The 18,113-nt window shown below is 73.0% G+C and carries 18 protein-coding genes and 1 tRNA gene; 11 read left to right on the top strand and 8 right to left on the bottom strand.

The features are described 5' to 3' along the window. Positions 1-282: 282 nt before the first annotated feature. Together ABZ801_RS12150 and ABZ801_RS12155 are read right to left on the bottom strand one after the other, a co-directional pair. Positions 283-358: transfer RNA gene (locus tag ABZ801_RS12150), tRNA-Lys, on the bottom strand. A gap of 105 nt (positions 359-463) precedes the next feature. Continuing rightward, on the bottom strand, positions 464-1,750 hold the full coding sequence (locus tag ABZ801_RS12155) for a cytochrome P450 (RefSeq protein WP_360696408.1): 1,287 nt from the start codon (positions 1,748-1,750) through the stop codon (positions 464-466). 23 nt (positions 1,751-1,773) lie between these two features. On the opposite strand from ABZ801_RS12155, the gene ABZ801_RS12160 reads away from it, so the two are divergent. Then, positions 1,774-2,181, top strand: a complete 408-nt coding sequence (locus ABZ801_RS12160) for a PaaI family thioesterase (RefSeq protein WP_344957358.1) — start codon at positions 1,774-1,776, stop codon at positions 2,179-2,181. After that, positions 2,178-2,885 carry a dienelactone hydrolase family protein gene (locus ABZ801_RS12165; RefSeq protein WP_344957356.1) on the top strand — a complete coding sequence of 236 codons (708 nt, stop codon included), beginning with the start codon at positions 2,178-2,180 and terminating at the stop codon, positions 2,883-2,885. The genes ABZ801_RS12160 and ABZ801_RS12165 overlap by 4 nt, the downstream gene beginning before the upstream one ends. On the opposite strand, the gene ABZ801_RS12170 is transcribed toward ABZ801_RS12165, so the two are convergent. From ABZ801_RS12170 to ABZ801_RS12180, 3 genes are read right to left on the bottom strand one after another with little or no spacing between them, the layout of a single operon-like run. Beyond that, a complete protein-coding gene (locus tag ABZ801_RS12170) occupies positions 2,854-3,726 on the bottom strand; it encodes an ADP-ribosylglycohydrolase family protein (protein ID WP_360696413.1) in 873 nt (290 codons plus the stop codon). The two genes, ABZ801_RS12165 and ABZ801_RS12170, sit on opposite strands and share 32 nt — an antisense overlap. Before the next feature lie 11 nt (positions 3,727-3,737). After that, positions 3,738-4,076 carry a hypothetical protein gene (locus ABZ801_RS12175; protein WP_344957352.1) on the bottom strand — a complete coding sequence of 113 codons (339 nt, stop codon included), beginning with the start codon at positions 4,074-4,076 and terminating at the stop codon, positions 3,738-3,740. Then, the gene (locus ABZ801_RS12180) at positions 4,073-6,763 is read right to left on the bottom strand and encodes an AAA family ATPase (protein WP_360696417.1); all 2,691 of its coding nucleotides are present in this window, start codon (positions 6,761-6,763) and stop codon (positions 4,073-4,075) included. The genes ABZ801_RS12175 and ABZ801_RS12180 overlap by 4 nt, the downstream gene beginning before the upstream one ends. Before the next feature lie 113 nt (positions 6,764-6,876). On the opposite strand from ABZ801_RS12180, the gene ABZ801_RS12185 reads away from it, so the two are divergent. Next, positions 6,877-7,953: an alkene reductase gene (locus ABZ801_RS12185; protein ID WP_360696420.1), complete on the top strand. Its 1,077-nt coding sequence runs from the start codon at positions 6,877-6,879 to the stop codon at positions 7,951-7,953. A gap of 322 nt (positions 7,954-8,275) precedes the next feature. Here ABZ801_RS12185 and ABZ801_RS12190 read toward each other — a convergent pair whose 3' ends face one another. Beyond that, complete coding sequence (locus tag ABZ801_RS12190) at positions 8,276-8,773, bottom strand: C40 family peptidase (RefSeq protein WP_360696423.1); 498 nt, start codon at positions 8,771-8,773, stop codon at positions 8,276-8,278. A gap of 1,084 nt (positions 8,774-9,857) precedes the next feature. Beyond that, positions 9,858-10,154, bottom strand: coding sequence for a YiaA/YiaB family inner membrane protein (locus ABZ801_RS12195; RefSeq protein WP_360696426.1), 297 nt, complete (start codon positions 10,152-10,154; stop codon positions 9,858-9,860). A 240-nt stretch (positions 10,155-10,394) separates the two neighbouring features. Between ABZ801_RS12195 and ABZ801_RS12200 the strand changes: the two genes are divergently transcribed. From ABZ801_RS12200 to ABZ801_RS12215, 4 genes are all read left to right on the top strand, one after another. Next, positions 10,395-10,781, top strand: coding sequence for an SCO5389 family protein (locus ABZ801_RS12200; protein ID WP_344957341.1), 387 nt, complete (start codon positions 10,395-10,397; stop codon positions 10,779-10,781). Between the two features lie 169 nt (positions 10,782-10,950). Further along, positions 10,951-11,568 carry a hypothetical protein gene (locus ABZ801_RS12205; RefSeq protein ID WP_360697119.1) on the top strand — a complete coding sequence of 206 codons (618 nt, stop codon included), beginning with the start codon at positions 10,951-10,953 and terminating at the stop codon, positions 11,566-11,568. Continuing rightward, a complete protein-coding gene (locus tag ABZ801_RS12210) occupies positions 11,565-11,810 on the top strand; it encodes a BON domain-containing protein (protein ID WP_344957339.1) in 246 nt (81 codons plus the stop codon). Before ABZ801_RS12205 ends, ABZ801_RS12210 begins: the two co-directional genes overlap by 4 nt. Beyond that, complete coding sequence (locus ABZ801_RS12215) at positions 11,807-12,574, top strand: metallophosphoesterase (RefSeq protein ID WP_344957336.1); 768 nt, start codon at positions 11,807-11,809, stop codon at positions 12,572-12,574. Before ABZ801_RS12210 ends, ABZ801_RS12215 begins: the two co-directional genes overlap by 4 nt. Before the next feature lie 112 nt (positions 12,575-12,686). Here ABZ801_RS12215 and ABZ801_RS12220 read toward each other — a convergent pair whose 3' ends face one another. Beyond that, a complete protein-coding gene (locus ABZ801_RS12220) occupies positions 12,687-13,535 on the bottom strand; it encodes an SDR family oxidoreductase (RefSeq protein WP_360696431.1) in 849 nt (282 codons plus the stop codon). Positions 13,536-13,708: 173 nt separating this feature from the next. Here ABZ801_RS12220 and ABZ801_RS12225 point away from each other — a divergent pair, with 173 nt between their 5' ends. From ABZ801_RS12225 to ABZ801_RS12240, 4 genes are all read left to right on the top strand, one after another. Further along, positions 13,709-14,482, top strand: a complete 774-nt coding sequence (locus ABZ801_RS12225) for an SDR family NAD(P)-dependent oxidoreductase (RefSeq protein ID WP_344957332.1) — start codon at positions 13,709-13,711, stop codon at positions 14,480-14,482. 7 nt (positions 14,483-14,489) lie between these two features. Continuing rightward, entirely contained in the window at positions 14,490-15,299 is an 810-nt protein-coding gene (locus ABZ801_RS12230) for a crotonase/enoyl-CoA hydratase family protein (protein WP_360696435.1), read from the top strand. Positions 15,300-15,456: 157 nt separating this feature from the next. Then, on the top strand, positions 15,457-16,197 hold the full coding sequence (locus ABZ801_RS12235) for a response regulator transcription factor (protein ID WP_360696438.1): 741 nt from the start codon (positions 15,457-15,459) through the stop codon (positions 16,195-16,197). Between the two features lie 4 nt (positions 16,198-16,201). Further along, positions 16,202-17,896, top strand: coding sequence for a HAMP domain-containing sensor histidine kinase (locus ABZ801_RS12240; protein ID WP_360696441.1), 1,695 nt, complete (start codon positions 16,202-16,204; stop codon positions 17,894-17,896). Positions 17,897-18,113 lie beyond the last annotated feature (217 nt).

The raw sequence follows: 18,113 nt of genomic DNA on the forward strand, positions 1-18,113 counted from the left end.
CGACTTCCGCAACCCGGCCATGCGCGGCAGGTCATTCCAGCACGTGGCGGCCAGATCCTCATTCCGCCAGTCGATCGGTCGCGGCCGCGGCGCGGCCCTGTCGGCACGTCCGCCATGAACGACTCGGTACGGCACAACCGAGATGGAGATTGTGGACGGAAAATCCGGTGCGTGTGTCCGGGGGCTGACCGCCGAGCAGGCATGGAGCGACCACGGGGACGAAGCGGGGCAAACCTGGCGGGGGACATACTAGGGCGAACTCGCGTTTGCCCTGGTCAGGGGTGGTGGGTCGCGTGGGACTCGAACCCACAACCTACGGATTAAAAGTCCGGAGCTCTGCCAATTGAGCTAGCGACCCTGGGGGTGTGTGGTGTGGTTCTCACCGGCCTTCGTGGTGGTAGTCCTGTCCGATCAGAGTCTAGAGGGCGGTGTGGGTGCTCGCATCCGAGTATGGCCAGGGGGGCTAGGTGAGGCGGACGGGGAGGTGTTTGAGGCCGTTCTGGAAGTTGGAGGCGAGGCGGACGGGGGTGCCGGTGCGTTCGACGTGGAGGGGAAGGAGCTCGGTGAAGACGGCGCGCATCTGGGTGCGGGCCAGGTGGGCGCCCAGGCAGTAGTGGGGGCCGAAGCCGAAGCTGACGTGGTCGTTGGGGGTGCGGGTGATGTCGAAGCGGTCCGGGTCGGGGAAGACGGTCTCGTCGCGGTTGGCCGAGGCGTGGTAGACGACGACCTTGTCGCCGGCGCGGATCCGGACGCCGGACAGGACGGTCTCGTGGGTGGCGGTGCGGCGGAAGTTCATGACCGGGGGCCAGTAGCGGAGCATCTCCTCGATGGCGGTGGCCAGGTGGGAGGGGGTCTCGCGGAGGCGGCGGAACTCGGCGGGGTGGTCCAGGAGGGTGAGGAGGCCGCCGGGGATGGCGTTGCGGAGGGTCTCGTTGCCCGCCACGGCGAACAGGAAGAACATGTTCTCGAACTCTGAGCGGGTGAGGCCGCCCGCGAGCATGCGGGACATGATGTCCTCGCCGGGGGCGTGCCGTTTGACGTCGGCGAGGGCGTGGGCGTAGGCGAACATGTCGGCCAGGGCGGCGCGGGAGCGGGGGTTCATCGGGCGGCCGTCGGGGCCCGTCAGGGAGCGGGGGCGGTGCGTCAGGGCGTCGCGGCCGAGGGGGGTCAGGGACGCCTGGTCGGCGGTGGACAGGTCGGCGTGGTCGGGGTCCTGGTAGCCGATGACGCGGGACGCCCAGTCGTACAGGAGGCGGCGGTCCTCGGCGGGGACGCCCATGATCTGGGCGAGCGTCCAGACGGGCAGGTCGGCGGCGACCTCGACGAAGTCGATCTCGCCCTGGCCGGCGGCGCCGGCGATCAGGTCGCGGGCGCGTGCGGCGATGGTGGCCTCCAGGGCGCGGACGGCGCGCGGGGTGAAGGCGGCGGCGACGATGCGGCGCAGGCGGGTGTGGCCGGGCGGGTCCTGGTTGAGCATCATCGACCGGACGAAGGCGAGGTCGTCGGGGGTGTCGGGGTCGCGGATCTGGGTGGCGCCCAGGCGGGAGGAGAACGATTCGGGGGTCCGCAGGACGTGCTTGACGTCGGCGTGGCGGAACACCGCCCAGTAGCCGGGGCCGGGAGGCCAGGGGCCAACGGCGGGTTCGGGGATCCAGCGGACAGGTGCGGAGGCGCGCAGCCGCCGGAACGTGGCGTAGGGCACGTCCTCGGCGTAGGTCGCCGGAAGGAAGATCTCTTCGTGCGTCGGCACCTTTCCATTGTCATCATGACGGGATGACGATGACTCCCGCCGACGGCGACCGGATTCTGCGTGAGAACTTCGCGCCCTGGGTGCAGGACCTGGGGCTCACCGTGGAGGAGGTGGGGGACGGGCACGCCACGCTGCGGCTGCCGTGGTCGGATCGGCTGGCGCGGGAGGGCGGCGGCCTGTCGGGGCAGGCGCTGATGGCGGCGGCCGACACCGCCACGGTGATCGCGGTGTCGGGGGCGCGGGGCGGGTTCGTGCCGATGACGACCGTGCAGCAGTCGACGACGTTCCAGCGGCCCGTCGTCGGGACGGACGTGCTGGTGACGGTGCGGATCACCAAGCTGGGGCGGACGCTGGCGTTCGCCGACGTGACGATGACCGCCGACGGGTCCACGGCCGCCATGGCGAGCACGGTCTACGCTCTGCTGGCATGAGCAAAACGATCAAGGTGGTCGTCCCCGACGGCGAGTTCGACCTGCATGTGTGGGAGCCGGCCGGCGGGAGCGGGCCGGGCATTCTGCTGATCCAGGAGATCTTCGGCGTCGGCGAGTACATCCGCGCGGTCGCCGAGGACCTGGCTGGGCTCGGTTACGTGGTGGCGGCCCCGGACCTGTTCTGGCGGCTGCAGCCGGGCTGGGCGGTCCCGCACACCGAGGAGACCGTCAAGCAGTCGATCGAGCTGGGGGCGCGCTTCGACGCGGAGAAGGGCGTCGACGACCTGGCGGCCGCGCTTGAACTGCTGCGGGAGTTGCCGCAGGTGACGAACGGGGTCGGGGCGCTGGGCTTCTGCCTCGGCGGGACGATGGCGCACCTGCTGGCAGCCCGGGCGGATCTGGACGTGGCCGTGGCGTTCTACGGGTCCGGCGTGCCGGACGCACTTCAGCTGCTCGACCAGATCAGCTGCCCGATCCTGTACATCTTCGGCGGGTCCGACCCGTACATCCCGCGTGAACAGGTCGCGCGGGTCGAGGAGGCCGTCGCGGGACGGGCCAACGCGACCATTCAGGTGCTGGAGGAGGCGGGGCACGCCTTCCACAACCGCAAGGCGCCGATGTTCCACCAGCCCGAGCCCGCCGCGCGCGCTTGGGAGTTGACGGAGGAGTACCTCAAGCGGAACTTCCCGGCTCAGCCCAGGTAGGGAGGGCTTCGGTGGCCGCCAGCCACTCGGCGGGCGGCTGGGCGTCCGCCGAGGCGGCCACGATGCCGCCGACGATCGCGCAGGTGGTGTCGACGTCGCCGCCGGCCGCCGCGGTCGTCCAGAAGGCCTGCGCGTAGTCGTCCAGGTGGCGGGCCGCGGCCCACAGCGCGAACGGGACGGTGTCGTGGGCGGCGACCCGGCGGCCGTTGCCGAGGACGGCCGAGGCGACGGACGGGTCGGAGATCGTCAGCAGCCGCCGCGCCTCCGCGATGCCGTCGCGCACCTTGCCGGACGGGACGTGCCGCAGGATCGAGTCGATGAACACTCCCGGCGGCCGGTGGCCGGAAGCGGTCAGGGCGGCGGCCACGGCGACGGCGATCGTCCCCGCGACGGCCTCGGGGTGCGCGTGCGTCACCACGGCCGACCGTTCGGCCTGGCGCGCGGCTTCGGCGGGGTCGCCGGCGTACCAGGCGCCGAGCGGCGCGACCCGCATCGCGCCGCCGTTGCCCCACGAGCCCTGGCCGTCGAACGTGTCGCGGGACAGCACGCGCCAGTCGCCGCCCTCGCGGACCAGGCGCAGCAGCCGGTTGGTGGACGGGCCGTAGCCCCGGTCGAAGTCGTGGTGGGCGGCGAAGCTCGCGGCCAGGGCGTCCTGGTCGACGGTGCCGTGGCGGCGGAGGACGTGCAGCACCGAGCAGGCCATCTCGGTGTCGTCCGTCCACTGCCAGGGCGCGGGCGGAAGGGCGCGGTCGTCGAACGCGGCGCGGTTGGCGGGGACGAAGAACTGCGAGCCGAGCGCGTCGCCGACCGCCAGTCCTCGCAGGGAGAGGTGTGCGCGCATCGCACCGCACCCTATCCCGGCCAGAGCGGATCCTCCGTCTCCAGCAGCCATGCCCAGGTGACGGCGGGGTGCAGGAATTCCTCGCCGTCGGCCTTCCGGCGCGTCCACACGTCGCCGTCCCAGCCCTGCGGGGCCAGGCGGCGCAGCGCGGCCACGCAGTCGGCCGCCGGGACGGGCGGGACGACGGAGACACTGAACTCCAGGTACTCCGGGATCTTCCAGTACGGTCCCTGGGCCAGCACCAGCACCTCGCCGTACCGGCGCAGGCGCCGCGCCAGCCAGGTGGCGACCGCCCCGCCGTACGCCTCCCCAGCCTCGGCGAAGATCCGCAGGTTGACGGTGCCGTTCACGACTCCGCCCGCCCCACGGCGCCCAGCAGCCGCGGCAGTTCCCTACGGGATGAGACGCCCAGCTTGGGATACGCCTTGTAGAGGTGGTACTCCACCGTCCGCGGGCTCAGGAAGAGCTGGGCGGCGATCTCGCGGCTGCTCACGCCGTCCGCCGCGAGCCGCACGACCTGCCGTTCCTGCGGCGTCAGCCGGTCGAGCACGTCGGGTGCGGCGGCGGGCGCGGCGGCGCCGGTCTCGCCGGTCGCGCGCAGTTCGGCGCGGGCTCGTTCGGCCCACGGCGCGGCCCGCAGCCGTTCGAACGTCTCCAGGGCTGAACGCAGCGGGGCGCGGGCGTCCGAACGGCGCCGCGAGCGCCGCAGCCATTCGCCGTAGAGCAGTTGCGTGCGGGCCCGTTCGAACGGCCTGCCGCCGTGCTCGACGTGCAGGCGGACGGCCTCGGTGAACGGCTCCTCGGTGTCGTCCAGCAGGGCCTGGCAGCGTGCCGCGACCGCCAGCGCCCACGGCTGCCCGCCCGCCCGCGCCCACCGCTGGAACCGCTCCAACGGTTCGCGCGCCCGGTCCGGGGTGCCCGCGCGGACGGCCGCCTCCACCCGGTCGGCGTCGGCGGCCGCCATGCGGTGCGCCACGTCCTCGAAGTGGCGCAGGGCGTCGGCGTGCCGGCCGAGACCGAGGTCCAGCAGGCCGAGCGCGTACGCGGCGTCGGGCGGCGCGTCGGCGAGCAGTTCGCGCACCCGCCGCTCGTCGCCCTCGATCGCCGCGATCCGCGCCAGGGTCGCCTTGAGCGGTCCGGTGCTCTGCCGCAGGCCGATGTCGCGGGCCAGCGCGAGCGCCTCGGCGACGGTGCTCTCGGCGTCGCGGTGCAGCCCGGCGGCGATCTGCGCCTGCGCCTGGGCCCGCAGGACGCCCGGCAGGGAGCCGACCAGGCCGCCCGCGCGGCAGTACGCGGCGTGCGCGGTGGCCAGCTCCAGCGTCGCCTCGTCGTCGCCGACGATCAGGCCCGCGTGCACGGCCTGCATGCGGCGGTCGGCGAGGGCGGCGTCGGCGGCGGGGGACGACGCGGCCGGAGAGGACGCGTCCGCGGCGCGCACCTCGGCGATCATCTCGGCCAGCAGGGGCAGCCCGGCGGCGTGGTCGCCGGCGGCGACGAGCGCCATGCCGTCCACCGCCTTGTCGGGACGGCCCAGCGCGTGCAGCCGTTCGGCGGCGTCCCGCACCCCCGACAGCTCGCCCGACGTCCAGGCGTACGTGGCGGCGGTCCGCAGCATCGACTGGGCCTCGGCGGGCGCGGCGTCCGCGGCGTGCTCGACCAGCAGCCGCGAGGCGGCGCACGGATCGCCGCGCTCGAACTCCACCGCCGCCCGGACGGACGCCAGCCGTGCCCGTTCGGCGGCGTCGCCGGCGTACTGTTCCGCCTCCGCCGCCAGCGACAGCGCGGCCGCGTGGTTGCCCGCCCGCAGGACGGCCGACGCCGCGTACCGCAGCCGCCGCGCCCGCCCCGGCAGGGCGGGGGTGAGCCGTGCGGCCTGCCGGTACAGGGACGCGGCGGTGTCGAAGTCGGCCAGCTCGCCGGCCCGCCCGGCCTGGGTCTCCAGGTCGGCGGCGACGCTCTCGTCCGGTGTCACGGCCGCCGACGCGCGGTGCCGGGCCCGGCAGCCCGGATCGTCGGCGGTGTCGGCCAGCGCCCGGTGCACCTCGACCCGCCGAGCCGACGGGGCGTCCTGGTAGGCGGCGGCGCGCACCAGCGGATGCCGGAAGGTGATCGAACTGCCCGCCACCTCCACCAGCCCGGCCTGCTCGGCCGCCGCCAGGTCGGCCAGGTCCACGCCGAGCCGCTGTGCGGCGCCCAGCAGCGACGGCATGTACCCGCGTCCCTCGGCCGCCGCGATCAGCAGCATGAGCCGGGCGCGCTCGGGCAGGGCGGCGACCTGCGCGCGGAACGAGGCCAGCACCCGGTCGGTCACCGGCAGCGGCGCGGCCCCGCCGTCGGACAGCCCGCGCCGTGCGGCGGCGAACTCGATGAGCGCCAGCGGGTTGCCGGCCGACTCGCGGAAGACCCGGTCGTGCAGCGCGGCGGGCAGTCCCTGCTCCGCCAGCAGCCGGCCCGCGTCGGCGCGCACGAGCCGCCGCGGCCGCAGCTCGGGCAGGCCCGTCCCGCCGAACGTCTCCTCGCGGGTGGCGAACAGCATCGCCACGCCCTCGGCGGCCAGCCGCCGCGCGGTGAACAGCAGCGCCTCGGCCGTCCCGCGGTCGATCCACTGCAGGTCGTCCACCAGGCAGAGCACCGGCTGCCTCTCGGCCAGGTCGGCGAGCAGCGTGAGCAGCGCCAGCCCGGCGGCGAACCGGTCACCGGGCCGGTGTTCCACGCCGGCGCACAGGCCGAGCACGGCCTGGAGGGTCTGGGCGTGGACGGGCGGCAACGCGCGGATCCGCTCCTGCACGGGCCACAGCAGCTGGTGCAGCCCGGCGAACGGGATGTCCTGCTCCGCCTCGACGCCCGTCACGCGCAACACCCGCGTCCGCGGGGCGCCGTCGTCGGCGTTCGCCGCCGTGTGCTCGGCGTGCTCCAGGAGTGCCGACTTGCCGATGCCCGCCTCGCCGCGCACGACGAGGGCGCCGCTGCGCCCGGCGCGCGCGTCGGCGAGCAACCGGTCGATCTCCGCCAGCTCCGCTTCCCGCCCGTACAACACGCCCCCAAAGTTACGTGGCCGACCCCCGAAACCCTACGGATTCGGCCCGTACCGCCCCGCTCCTAGGTTCGTGGACGTCTACCGACAACCTTGCATCCCCTTGGGAGAACATCGTGGACGAGCTGTTCGAGCCCGTGACCGTCGGAAAGCTGGAACTGCCCAACCGCCTGGTGATGGCCCCGATGACCCGCAGCCGGGCCACCGAGGACGGACGAGTGACCGAGGCGACCGCCGAGTACTACGCCCAGCGGGCCGCCGCCGGTCTGATCATCAGTGAGGCCGTGCAGCCGAGCGTGCGCGGCCAGGGGTACGTGCTGACGCCGGGGTTGCACTCTCCCGAGCAGACGGCGGCGTGGCGCGCGGTGACCGACGCGGTGCACCGCGAGGGCGGCCGCATCTTCGCCCAGCTCATGCACGGCGGCCGTGTCGGGCACCCCGTGCTGTACCCGGACGGCGGCCTGCCGGTGGCGCCGTCGCCGATCGCCTCGGGCGGCCAGCTGTTCACCCCGGACGGCATGCTCGACCACCCGGTGCCGCGCGAGATGACGCTCGACGACATCGCCGAGGCGATCGAGGACTTCGCCGCCGCCGCGCGCAACGCGGTAGAAGCCGGGTTCGACGGGGTCGAACTGCACGGCGCCAACGGCTACCTGATCCACCAGTTCCTGGCCGACGGCAGCAACCGGCGCACGGACGCCTACGGCGGTTCCATCGAGAACCGCGTCCGCTTCGCCGTGGAGGCGGTGGCCGCCGTCGCCGACGCCATCGGCCCCGAGCGGGTCGGGCTGCGCATCTCGCCGGGGAACGCCGTCAACGGCGTCACCGAGAGCGACACCGCCGACCTCTACTCCGAGCTGGTCCGCGCCCTCGCCCCGTACGACCCGGTGTACCTGCACATCATGGAGGTGGGGGACCGGGCCCTGACCGAGCGGCTGCGCGCGCAGTGGCCGGGCACGCTGGTCCTGAACCCGCATCCCACCCCCGAGGCGTTCCCGGCGACCGTCGAGCACGGCGTCGCGGCGCTGCGGGACGGGGTCGCCGACGTGGTGGCCTTCGGCGAGCTGTGGCTGGCCAACCCGGACCTGCCCGCGCGCATCAAGGCCGGAGGCCCCTACAACGAGGCGGACAGGGCGACCTTCTACGGTGGCGACCACCGCGGCTACACCGACTACCCGCTGCTGGAAGCCTGACCGGTGTCCTCGCGGCGGTCGCGCCGTGAACACAGGTGAGCGCTCCGGCGCCATCGGGATGGTGCCGGAGCGCTCACCGTGATGCAGCCGAGAAGCCCCGTCATGGCCGTCTCAGCTTCTTTGCGCTGCCCTGGGGTTCAGCTGCCCAAGGCCGTTCGTGGGCCGCGTCGCCCGCGTCCCGCGTCCGAGCGGGGTCCGTGCCCCGCGCCGGGGCCGGCGTGCCGGTGGTGCGTCCGCGCCGATCGCACGATGGGACGCCGCCTGGGCGGGGTCGGATGAGGGGGATGCGGGACGCGGGCGCGGGCGTCGCGGAGACCGCGGATCAGTAGCCGGGACGGACGGCGCCGCTGAAGTTGCGCTTGTAGTAGCCGGTCAGCTTGATCTTCTTGACCCGCTTGCCGGAGCTGGGCGCGTGGATCATGTAGCCCTTGCCCACGTAGATGCCCATGTGGCTCTTACCGGAGTAGAAGAACAGCAGGTCTCCCTTGACGGCTCCCTTCCAGGAGACCTTGTACTTGACCGCCCGGTAGATCTGCTGGGTGGTGCGCGGCAGCTTCACTTTCGCGCCCTTGCGCCAGGCGCCACCGGCCAGACCCGAGCAGTCCCAGGACTTGGGACCGGTGCCGCCGTAGCGGTACGGGTCGCCGATCTGCTTGTAGGCGTACTTGACGGCGGCGGCCGCGCGCTTCTTCTGCTTGGCCTTGCGGGAGGCGGAGATCTTCGCGCTCACCAGGGTCGCCGTCTCGGGGGCGACGGTGATGGCCTGCGCGCCCTGCTGCGACGTGGTCCTCGGTGCGGCCTCGGGCTCGGCGGCCCGCACCGAGCCGGCCGCGACGAGGCCGGCTCCCAGCGCGGCCGTCGCGGTGAGCGCGACGCCGCCCGTGAGCGCGCCGCGGAGGCCGACCTTGGACCTGGGGGTGGTTCGGGGGGTATGCAGAACTGCTCCTGACCTAGCTCTTGACGCCTACCGGGGGCAGCCCGCGCGCACGCGGTGTCACCGCGGTCGCGATAGGGAATGCCGGGGCCGCTCGGCGGCGGTCGCGTCCTGGGAAGCCGGACACGCCGCTGGCCTCGGGGCCCGCACCGGTTCCGTGTCTCCGGTCGACACGGATTCGGCTCGACGGCGGTCTGCTCGGCGCCGGGCGGCCGGTGTCTCCGTTGACCGGCTCACGCTCCCGGGGCTTCCGGGATGGGGGGCGGCGCCACCGCCCGTCGTGGATGTTCTGTTATCGGCAGCGGCAGCGGTGCCGCGTGCTGGAACCGGCATGAAGGTAGCCACGGCTCGGGATATCCGGCAAATCTCCGATGCCGTCCGGAAGGGTGGACAGGTGTCCGGCGAGAACCCGTCCGAGCCGTTCTGCCTGCGCGAATACAGTGCGGTATTCGCGCATTGTGATCTGAATCACATTTGATGCCGATAGGAAAATCTGCCGTCCGCGCCGGGCGTGTCGCGGGGCTCGGATACGGCCTCGGTGCCTCGCCTCCGGCCCCCGCCGAGGGTCACGGTCTGTAGTGGACGGCCGTGTGCCATCCCTCCGGGGTGACATCTTGCATGCTGGTCAAGGCAATGGAGAACAAAAGCAATTCGGGACACTTTACTCTGTGTGATGTCGACGTCGCTTAGGCGATAGATAATTGTCCGCTCTGTGATTAACCCCACAATGGCCGCCGAAGTTGATCTCCGCGGCCTTCCGGACCGTAACGGATGGACGGGTGTGCCGGACGCCGGGAGGTGCCTGGAGCGGTCCATACGGTTGCGCTTCGTGTCGGCCCGAACACGTCGACGGCGCCCGTCGGGTGACGGGCGCCGTTCCATTCGGTGTTGGTCGGGCCTTTGAGGCGCGTCCGGCGGCCCCTCCCGGTCGATAACGGTTGCGTTACTCGCGGCGGTATTCAGCTGTCGCTCAGCTCCAGGCGGCGGCGGAAGGATCGACGTACGGGGCGTTCGGGGGCAGCACCTGCCCGGACGCCTCGCGCCGAGCCGCCGCCGCGCCGGCCTCCTGGCGGTCGCGCACGCACTTGGCCAGCGTGAAGGTCGAGGTCGTGACGTAGAGCATGCCGAGCGCCAGGAAGGCGCGGATCCAGACCGGCGCCGGCAGGTAGACGATCCCCAGCGTGACCGCGGCGATCGACACCACGAACGACAGGATCGCCTGGACGAAGAATGCGGTCGTGCCCTTGAGCTGCAGCAACGCGTTCATGTGCCCACTGTGCCGCGCGGCGGGCGGCCGCGCCTGAGTAGAAGTGCGCACTGACCTACTCAAGTCCGCTCAAGTCCGCGCCCCCGGACCGGCCGTCCGTCTGGGCATTTCCGGCACATTTTCGTATCCAGGCCGGAATCGGTCATTCGTCACCGAGCGCGTTCACGTTGAAATGAATATCGTTTTCGTGTCACCCTGGTGCACGGATCGTTCCGACCCGTAACCGAGGGGAGACATGCCATGTCCCTGACCGTCGACGACCGGCTCCTGGAGCGGGCCCGGCAGGGGGAGGTGGACGACGCGGAGTTCGTCGACTGCGTCCGCCGGTCGCTGCCGTACGCCTGGCAGGTCATCAGCGACGTCGTGACGCGGATGCGCGACTCCGCCGACGGCTTCGCCGACAACACCACCCCGCCGCCGGACGAGCGCGCCCGCGGCCAGCTGCTGCGCGTGCTGGCCAGCGACGCGATGCGCGGCGCGCTGGAACGCCACTTCGGCGTCCGGCTGGCGTTCCAGAACTGCCACCGCGTCGCGGCGTTCGCGCCGGGGGAGAGCCGCCGCCACGCCGAGTTCGTCACGCCCCGCGCCCAGTTGCTCAACCAGTCCCCGGAACTCGTCGACTGCTGAGCCGGCCGCCGCACGGCCCACCCGGCGGTGCCCGGCCGGACCACCCGGCTGGGCACCGCCAGGAGGTCCGCCGCAAGCGCTGCGGATCGGGGTGAGGTGGGCATGACCCCTGAATCTGCGGGTACCGCCCTCGGGACCGGAACCGACCCAAGGGAAACGTGTGGAGAACATGCAGACCAAGGCCGGACGCCCCGAATCCGGCATGGCCGGGACGCCGGAGCAGGCGGGCTGGTCCGGTCCGGAGCGCCTGCTGCTGACGCTCAAGCGCGCGGCCGCCGTCCTGCAGGAGGTGGACGTGGAGTTCGCGCTGGCGGGCGGGTTCGCCGCGTACGCGCACGGCGCCGCGGTGTCCACCCACGACGTCGACTTCATCCTGCGCGAACGCGACGTGGAGCCCGCCGCCGAGGCGCTGGTCAAGGCGGGCATGCGGCGCCGGGACTGCCCGGAGAACTGGCTGGCCAAGGTGTACGACGGGGACCAGCTCATCGACCTGATCTACCATCCGTCCGGCCGTCCGGTGGACGACGCGCTGCTGCGGCGGGCCGAGGAGCAGACCGTGGCGGCGGTGCGCATGCAGGTGCTGCCCGCCACCGACCTGGTGGTCATGCGGCTGCTGGCGTTCTCCGAGACGTCCTGCGACTTCTCGGAGTACCTGCACGTGTGCCGCGCCCTGCGCGAGCAGGTGGACTGGCCGCGGGTGGCCGAGGAGACCGCCGACTCCCCGTACGCCTACGCGTTCCTGGTGCTGCTGTCCAGGCTCGGCGTGATCGAGGGGGAGTTCCTGTGACCGACGTACCCGGTTACCTGGCCGCGCACATCCAGGAACGGCTGGCGGCCGAGGCCCACGAGCTGGGCATCCGCGTGGACGTGCACGGCGACGTGGTGTACCTGCGCGGCGAGGTCGTCACCGAGGAACGGCGCCGTGAGATCGAGGACGCCGCCCGGGGCGCCGCCGAGGGGCACCGGATCCGCAACGAGGTGTCCGTGGTCACGGCGCGGGAGCCGGACGGGGAGGAGACGCTTTCATGATCCGTGTCGCCGCCGTGGGCGACCTGCACGTGGGGCCGGAGGTCGCCGGAAGCTACCGTGAGCGGCTGTCGGCGCTGCCCGACCAGGCCGACGTGCTGCTGGTGGCCGGGGACCTGACCCGGCACGGCACCGTCGAGGAGGGCCGCGTCGCCGCGGCCGAGCTGCGCGACGCCGGGGTGCCGGTGATCGCGGTGCTGGGCAACCACGACTACCACTCCAACGCCGAGAACGAGATCACCGCCGTCCTGCGGGACGCGGGGATCACCGTCCTGGAGGGCGAGGGCACCGTCGTGGACTGCGGCGGCGTGCGGCTCGGCGTGGCGGGCGGCAAGGGTTTCGGCGGCGGCTTCCTGGGCCGCTGCGCCAGCGACTTCGGCGAGCCGGAGATGAAGGCGTTCGTCCGGCACACCAAGGATCTCGCCGACCGGCTCGGCACCGCGCTGCTCGGCCTCGACTGCGACGTGCGGGTGTCCCTGACGCACTACTCGCCGTCCGAGGACACCCTCGCCGGGGAGCCGCCGGAGATCTACCCGTTCCTGGGCTGCTACCAGCTGGCCGAGGCGATCGACTGCGCCGAGGTCGACCTGGCCGTGCACGGGCACGCGCACAAGGGCACCGAGAAGGGCGTCACGCCCGGCGGGGTACGGGTGCGCAACGTGGCGCTGCCGGTGATCCAGCACGCGTACGCGGTGTACTGCCTGGGCGAGCGGCCGGACGCCGAGGCCGAGTGCCCGCCCTCCGCCGAACACGCCGCAGTGAGCTGACGCAGTGAGCTGACGCCGTGAACTGACGCCGTGAGCTGACCTCGCCACCGCCGCTCGCCCGCTGAGAGGCCCCGGCCGGGGGCGCCGCGCGCCCGGCCGGGGCGGTGGGCGGTCAGCCGGGGTGGATCTCGCCGCCGGCGGGGACGAGGGTCTGGCCGGTGTAGTAGGACGACAGGCGGCCCGCCGCGAAGAAGACGTAGGACGGGGCGATCTCGTCGGGGTCGGCGGCGCGGCCCATCGGGGCCTGGGCGCCGAAGCTCTCGACGCGCTCCTCGTCGAAGGTGGCGGGGATCAGCGGCGTCCACACCGGGCCGGGCGCCACGCAGTTGACGCGGATGCCGCGGTCCATGAGGTTCTGCGCCAGCGACTGCGCCAGGACCATGGCGGCGGCCTTGCTCGCCGAGTAGTCGATGAGCGTCTTGTTGCCGCGCAGCCCGTTGATCGACCCGGTGAACACGATGGCCGACCCCTCGCCCATGTGCTCCAGGGCCTGCTGGACGATCCAGAACAGGCTGAGCACGTTGACGTCGAAGGTGCGCCGGAGCTGGGCGTCGTCGATCTCCCGGATGTCCTTGACCGGCTGCTGGGTGCCGTGGTGCAGGACGAGCACGTCCAGGCCGCCGAGCTCGCGGGCGGCGTGCTGGACGACCTCGCGGCAGTGCCGCTCCTCGGCCAGGTCGCCGCCGAAGGTGTGGCAGCGGCGGCCCTCCCGTTCGACCAGGCCGGCGGTGTGCCGGGCGTCGTCGTCCTCGTTCAGGTAGGTGATGGCGACGTCGGCGCCCTCCTTGGCGAACGCCACCGCCACCGCCCGGCCGATGCCCGAGTCGCCGCCGGTGATCAGGGCCTTCCTGTCCTTGAGCAGGCCGCTGCCGGTGTAGCCGCGCATCTCGTCCCGGGGCTCGGGTGTCATCTCCCCGGTCCGGCCTGGGTAGGGCTGGCTCTGCGCGGGTCGTTCGCTCATGGGTCCCCCTCGCGGTAGCTGGTCCTGAGGAACCGGGCGTACGGTACGGAACCGGGTGCCCGGCGCACGCGGGGCGGGTGCCCGGCGGGGCGGGGGCCAAACATGACCCGTGGCGTGACCCTTCGGTAACATCGGCCCGAACCAGATTCGGTCCCTGACGTAAGGTGCTGCTTATGGACCTGAACGGAGTTTCCGCCGTCGTCTCCGGCGGCGCGAGCGGCCTCGGTGAGGCCACCGCCCGTGAGCTGGCCGCCAACGGCGTGAAGGTGGTCGTCGCCGACCTCCAGGAGGACAAGGGCAAGGCCCTGGCCGAGGAGATCGGCGGCGTGTTCGTCAAGACCGACGTGACCGACGAGGCTCAGGTGCAGGCCGCCGTGCAGGCCGCCGTCGACAGCGGCGCGCCGCTGCGCGTCATCGTCAACAGCGCCGGCATCGGCTGGGCCTCGCGCACCGTGGCCCGCGACGGCAGCCCGCACGACCTGGGCGCCTTCGAGACCGTCATCCGCGTCAACCTGATCGGCACCTTCAACCTGATGCGCATCGGGGCGGCCGCGATCGCCAAGACCGACCCGGCCGACGAGGACGGCCTGCGCGGCGTCGTCATCAACACCGCCTCGGTCGCGGCGCTGGAGGGGCAGACCGGCCAGGTCGCCTACTCGGCGTCCAAGGGCGGCATCGTCGGCATGACGCTGCCCGCCGCCCGCGACCTGTCGGCGATCGGCGTGCGGGTCAACACGATCTGCCCCGGCATCATCGACACGCCCATCTACGGCACCGGCGAGGCCGCCGAGGCGTTCAAGGCCAAGCTGTACGCGCCGGTCCCGTTCCCCAAGCGCATGGGACGGCCGTCGGAGTTCGCGCACCTGGTCAAGGCGCTGATCGAGAACGACTACATGAACGGCGAGACCGTCCGCTTCGACGGCGGCATCCGCTTCCAGCCGAAGTGAGGAACGCATGAGCGAAGCCCTATCTCCCGAGGGGGGACGACCCCCCACACCCCCCGAGGAAGCGGTGCTCACCGAAGAGGACGGCGCCGTCCTCATCATCACCATCAACCGTCCCGAGGCCAGGAACGCCGTCAACGGCGCGGTCGCCCAGGGCATCGCCGCCGCCCTGGACGAGCTCGACTCGCGCAAGGACCTGTCGGTCGGCATCCTCACCGGCGCGGGCGGCACGTTCTGCGCGGGCATGGACCTCAAGGGCTTCCTCACCGGGGACAACCCGATCGTGGAGGGCCGCGGGTTCGCCGGGATCGTCGAGCGCCCGGCGGCCAAGCCGCTGATCGCCGCGATCGAGGGCTACGCGCTGGCGGGCGGCTGCGAGGTCGCGCTGGCCTGCGACATGGTGGTGGCGGCGCGGGACGCCAAGTTCGGGCTGCCCGAGCCGTCGCGCGGGCTGGTGGCGGCGGGCGGCGGGCTGCTGCGGCTGCCGCGCCGCATCCCGTACCACATCGCCATGGAGATCGCCCTGACCGCCGACAAGTACCCCGCCGACCGCATGGCCGAGCTGGGGTTCGTCAACCGGCTGGTCGAGCCGGGCGAGGCCCTGGCCGCCGCCAAGGAGCTGGCGCTGAAGATCGCCGAGAACGCTCCGCTGGCGCTGGCCGCCACCAAGAAGATCATCGTCGAGTCGGCCGACTGGTCGGACGAGGAGGCCTGGCAGAAGCAGGGCGAGATCGTCATGCCCGTCTTCGGCTCCAAGGACGCCCAGGAGGGCCCGGCCGCCTTCGCCGAGAAGCGCAAGCCGGTCTGGAAGGGCGAGTGACCCTTCCGTAGCCGAACCCGGACGCCCGGACGGCCTCGCGCCGCCGGGCGTCCTCGGTTGTGGAGGCGGCGGTCCTCGGCGAAAGCTCAGCGCGCTTTCAGGTTGCGTTCAGGTTGGCTTGTCACCCTCTGGAATGATGGACGAGGGGGACGTGTCAGTGGCTGAGCGAACGCCGAACAACGCCGCGGGCGGCGCCCGGGCGCCGGAGGCGCTGCTGCTCGTCGTCGAGGACGAGCCGAACATCCTGGAGCTGCTGGCGGGCAGCCTGCGCTTCACCGGCTTCGAGGTGATCACCGCGACCAACGGCGCGGACGCCGTCCAGGCCGCCCAGCGGCACCGTCCCGACCTGATCGTGCTGGACGTGATGCTGCCGGACTTCGACGGATTCGACGTCGTGCGGCGGCTGCGCTCGGGCGGCACCCGCACCCCGGTGCTGTTCCTGACCGCGCGGGACGCCGTCCAGGACCGCATCAAGGGCCTCACCATCGGCGGCGACGACTACGTCACCAAGCCGTTCAGCCTGGAGGAGGTCATCGCGCGCATCCGCGCGGTGCTGCGCCGGGTGCGCGACGGCGTGCCCGAGCCCACGCCGCGCATGGTGTTCGCCGACATCGAGCTGGACGAGGACAGCCACGAGGTGTGGCGCGGGGGCAAGCCCGTCCAGCTGTCCCCGACCGAGTTCAAGCTGCTGCGCTACTTCATGGCGAACGCGGGCCGCGTGCTGTCGAAGGCCCAGATCCTCGACCACGTGTGGAACTACGACTTCCGCGGGGACGCGGGCATCGTCGAGTCCTACGTCTCGGCGTTGCGGCGCAAGGTCGACAACGTCGAACCACGGCTCATCCACACCCTGCGCGGTGTGGGCTACGTCCTGCGCATGCCCCCCAGCGGGGGCTGATCCCATGCCAGCCCCGGACCAGCCGAGGGGCCCCGACTTCGTCCCGCCGGACGACCACCGCCCGGCCGACCCGGGCGCCCCCGCGCCTACCCAGCCCGTTCAGGGGGGCGGGGCCACCCGCCCCGACGGTGTCGCGCCGGTCGGGTACGGCGGCGGGCCTCTTCCCGGAGGCGCGGGCGGGTACGGCGCGGCGGGCCCCGGGTGGGCGGCGCGCCTCGCCGAGCGGCTGCGGGCGATGGCCGGGCGGACGTCGCTGCGGGTCAAGCTCATCGCCGGGATGCTGGTGCTGGTCACCCTGGGGTTGACGGTGATGAGCGTCGCCTCGGTGTACGTGCTGCGCGAGTACCTGATCGACCGGGCGGACGTGCAGCTGAACGCGGCGGTGGAGCAGGCGATCGGCCAGGTCGTCCCGCAGCTGCGCCGTCCCGCGGCCGACATCGGCATCCGGGTGCCCAGCGAGATGTACGCCCAGGTGCGCAGCGCCGACGGGCAGATCCTGGACGAGGAGGCCGCGTTCGGCGAGCGCGGCACGCCCCGGCTCCCGGCGAACCTGGACGGCCGCATGAACCAGCCGTTCACCGTGCGGGGCAACGGCGGGTCGGGAGCGAGCTGGCGGGTGCTGGCCGAGCCGCTGCCCGGCGGCTCGATCCTCGTCGTCGGGCTGAGCCAGGACGAACTGCAGCGCACCGTGGGCCAGCTCATCGCCATCGACGCGACCGTCGGGGTGCTGGTGGTGGGCGTGCTGGCGGGCGTGGGCGTGTGGGTGGTGCGCGCCAGCATGCGCCCGCTGGCGGCGATCGAGCAGACCGCCGGGGCGATCGCCGCCGGGGACCTGTCGCGGCGGGTGCCGGACGCCGACCCGAGCACCGAGGTGGGACGGCTCGGCAGCGCCCTGAACAGCATGCTGGCGCAGATCGAGGCGGCGTTCCGGGCGCGGGCGGAGTCCGAGGCGTCCGCGCGCCGGTCCGAGGAGCTGGCGCGGCGCTCGGAGGAGCGGATGCGGCGGTTCGTCGCCGACGCCAGCCACGAGCTGCGCACCCCGCTGACGGCGATCCGCGGGTTCGCCGAGTTCTACCGGCAGGGCGCGGCGCGGTCGCCCGACGAGCTGGACCGGCTGATCGGCCGCATCGAGGACACCGCGTCCCGGATGGGCCTGCTGGTGGAGGACCTGCTGCTGCTCGCGCGGCTGGACCGGCAGCGTCCCATCGAGCGGCGCCCGGTCGACCTGCTGGCCGTGGCCGCCGACACCGTCCAGGAGACCCGGATGGTCGCCGCCGACCGCGAGATCGAGCTGTCGGTCAGCGGCGACGTGGCGTTCCAGGTGATCGGGGACGAGGCGCGGCTGCGCCAGGTGCTCGGCAACCTGCTCACCAACGCCGTCACGCACACGCCCGCCGGCACGCCGGTGGAGGTGCGGCTGCGTCCGGGCACGTTGCGCGACGCGCCCGCGGCCGTGCTGGAGGTCGCGGACGAGGGGCCCGGCCTCACCCGCGAGCAGGCCGAGCGGGTCTTCGAACGCTTCTACCGGGTCGACCCGGCGCGCGGCCCGCAGACCCGCAGCAGCAAGCACGCCGGGACCGGCCTCGGCCTGGCGATCGTGGCCGCGCTGGTGGCCGCGCACGACGGGGCGGTGGAAGTGGACTCCGAGCCGGGACAGGGCGCGGTGTTCCGGGTGCTGCTGCCGCTCGCGCCGGACTGAGCCCTTCCGCACTGAGCCCTTCCGCACTGAGTCGTTCCGCACTGAGTCGTTCGGCGCTGAGTCGTTCGGCACCGAGCCGTTCGGCGCCGGCCCTGGGCGAAGTTTGAGGAACGATTCAGGAAGCGTTCAGGTACGTGCGATTCGGTGGCTGTCACAGGGCGCCCTCCGGGGCACGGGCCGTGCCGGCGGAGGCGTGCGCCCTGGCCAAACGCCACCG

The sequence above is a fragment of the Actinomadura sp. NPDC047616 genome (genome assembly GCF_040642915.1).
Lineage (GTDB): Bacteria > Actinomycetota > Actinomycetes > Streptosporangiales > Streptosporangiaceae > Spirillospora > Spirillospora miaoliensis.

Coding starts and splice junctions, on each gene's coding strand:
- ABZ801_RS12200 (WP_344957341.1), top strand. CDS start 10,395: ATGTCCCTGACCGTCGACGACCGGCTCCTGGAGCGGGCCCGGCAGGGG.
- ABZ801_RS12205 (WP_360697119.1), top strand. CDS start 10,951: ATGCAGACCAAGGCCGGACGCCCCGAATCCGGCATGGCCGGGACGCCG.
- ABZ801_RS12230 (WP_360696435.1), top strand. CDS start 14,490: ATGAGCGAAGCCCTATCTCCCGAGGGGGGACGACCCCCCACACCCCCC.
- ABZ801_RS12160 (WP_344957358.1), top strand. CDS start 1,774: ATGACGATGACTCCCGCCGACGGCGACCGGATTCTGCGTGAGAACTTC.
- ABZ801_RS12225 (WP_344957332.1), top strand. CDS start 13,709: ATGGACCTGAACGGAGTTTCCGCCGTCGTCTCCGGCGGCGCGAGCGGC.
- ABZ801_RS12240 (WP_360696441.1), top strand. CDS start 16,202: ATGCCAGCCCCGGACCAGCCGAGGGGCCCCGACTTCGTCCCGCCGGAC.
- ABZ801_RS12220 (WP_360696431.1), bottom strand. CDS start 13,535: ATGAGCGAACGACCCGCGCAGAGCCAGCCCTACCCAGGCCGGACCGGG.
- ABZ801_RS12170 (WP_360696413.1), bottom strand. CDS start 3,726: ATGCGCGCACACCTCTCCCTGCGAGGACTGGCGGTCGGCGACGCGCTC.
- ABZ801_RS12215 (WP_344957336.1), top strand. CDS start 11,807: ATGATCCGTGTCGCCGCCGTGGGCGACCTGCACGTGGGGCCGGAGGTC.
- ABZ801_RS12195 (WP_360696426.1), bottom strand. CDS start 10,154: ATGAACGCGTTGCTGCAGCTCAAGGGCACGACCGCATTCTTCGTCCAG.
- ABZ801_RS12165 (WP_344957356.1), top strand. CDS start 2,178: ATGAGCAAAACGATCAAGGTGGTCGTCCCCGACGGCGAGTTCGACCTG.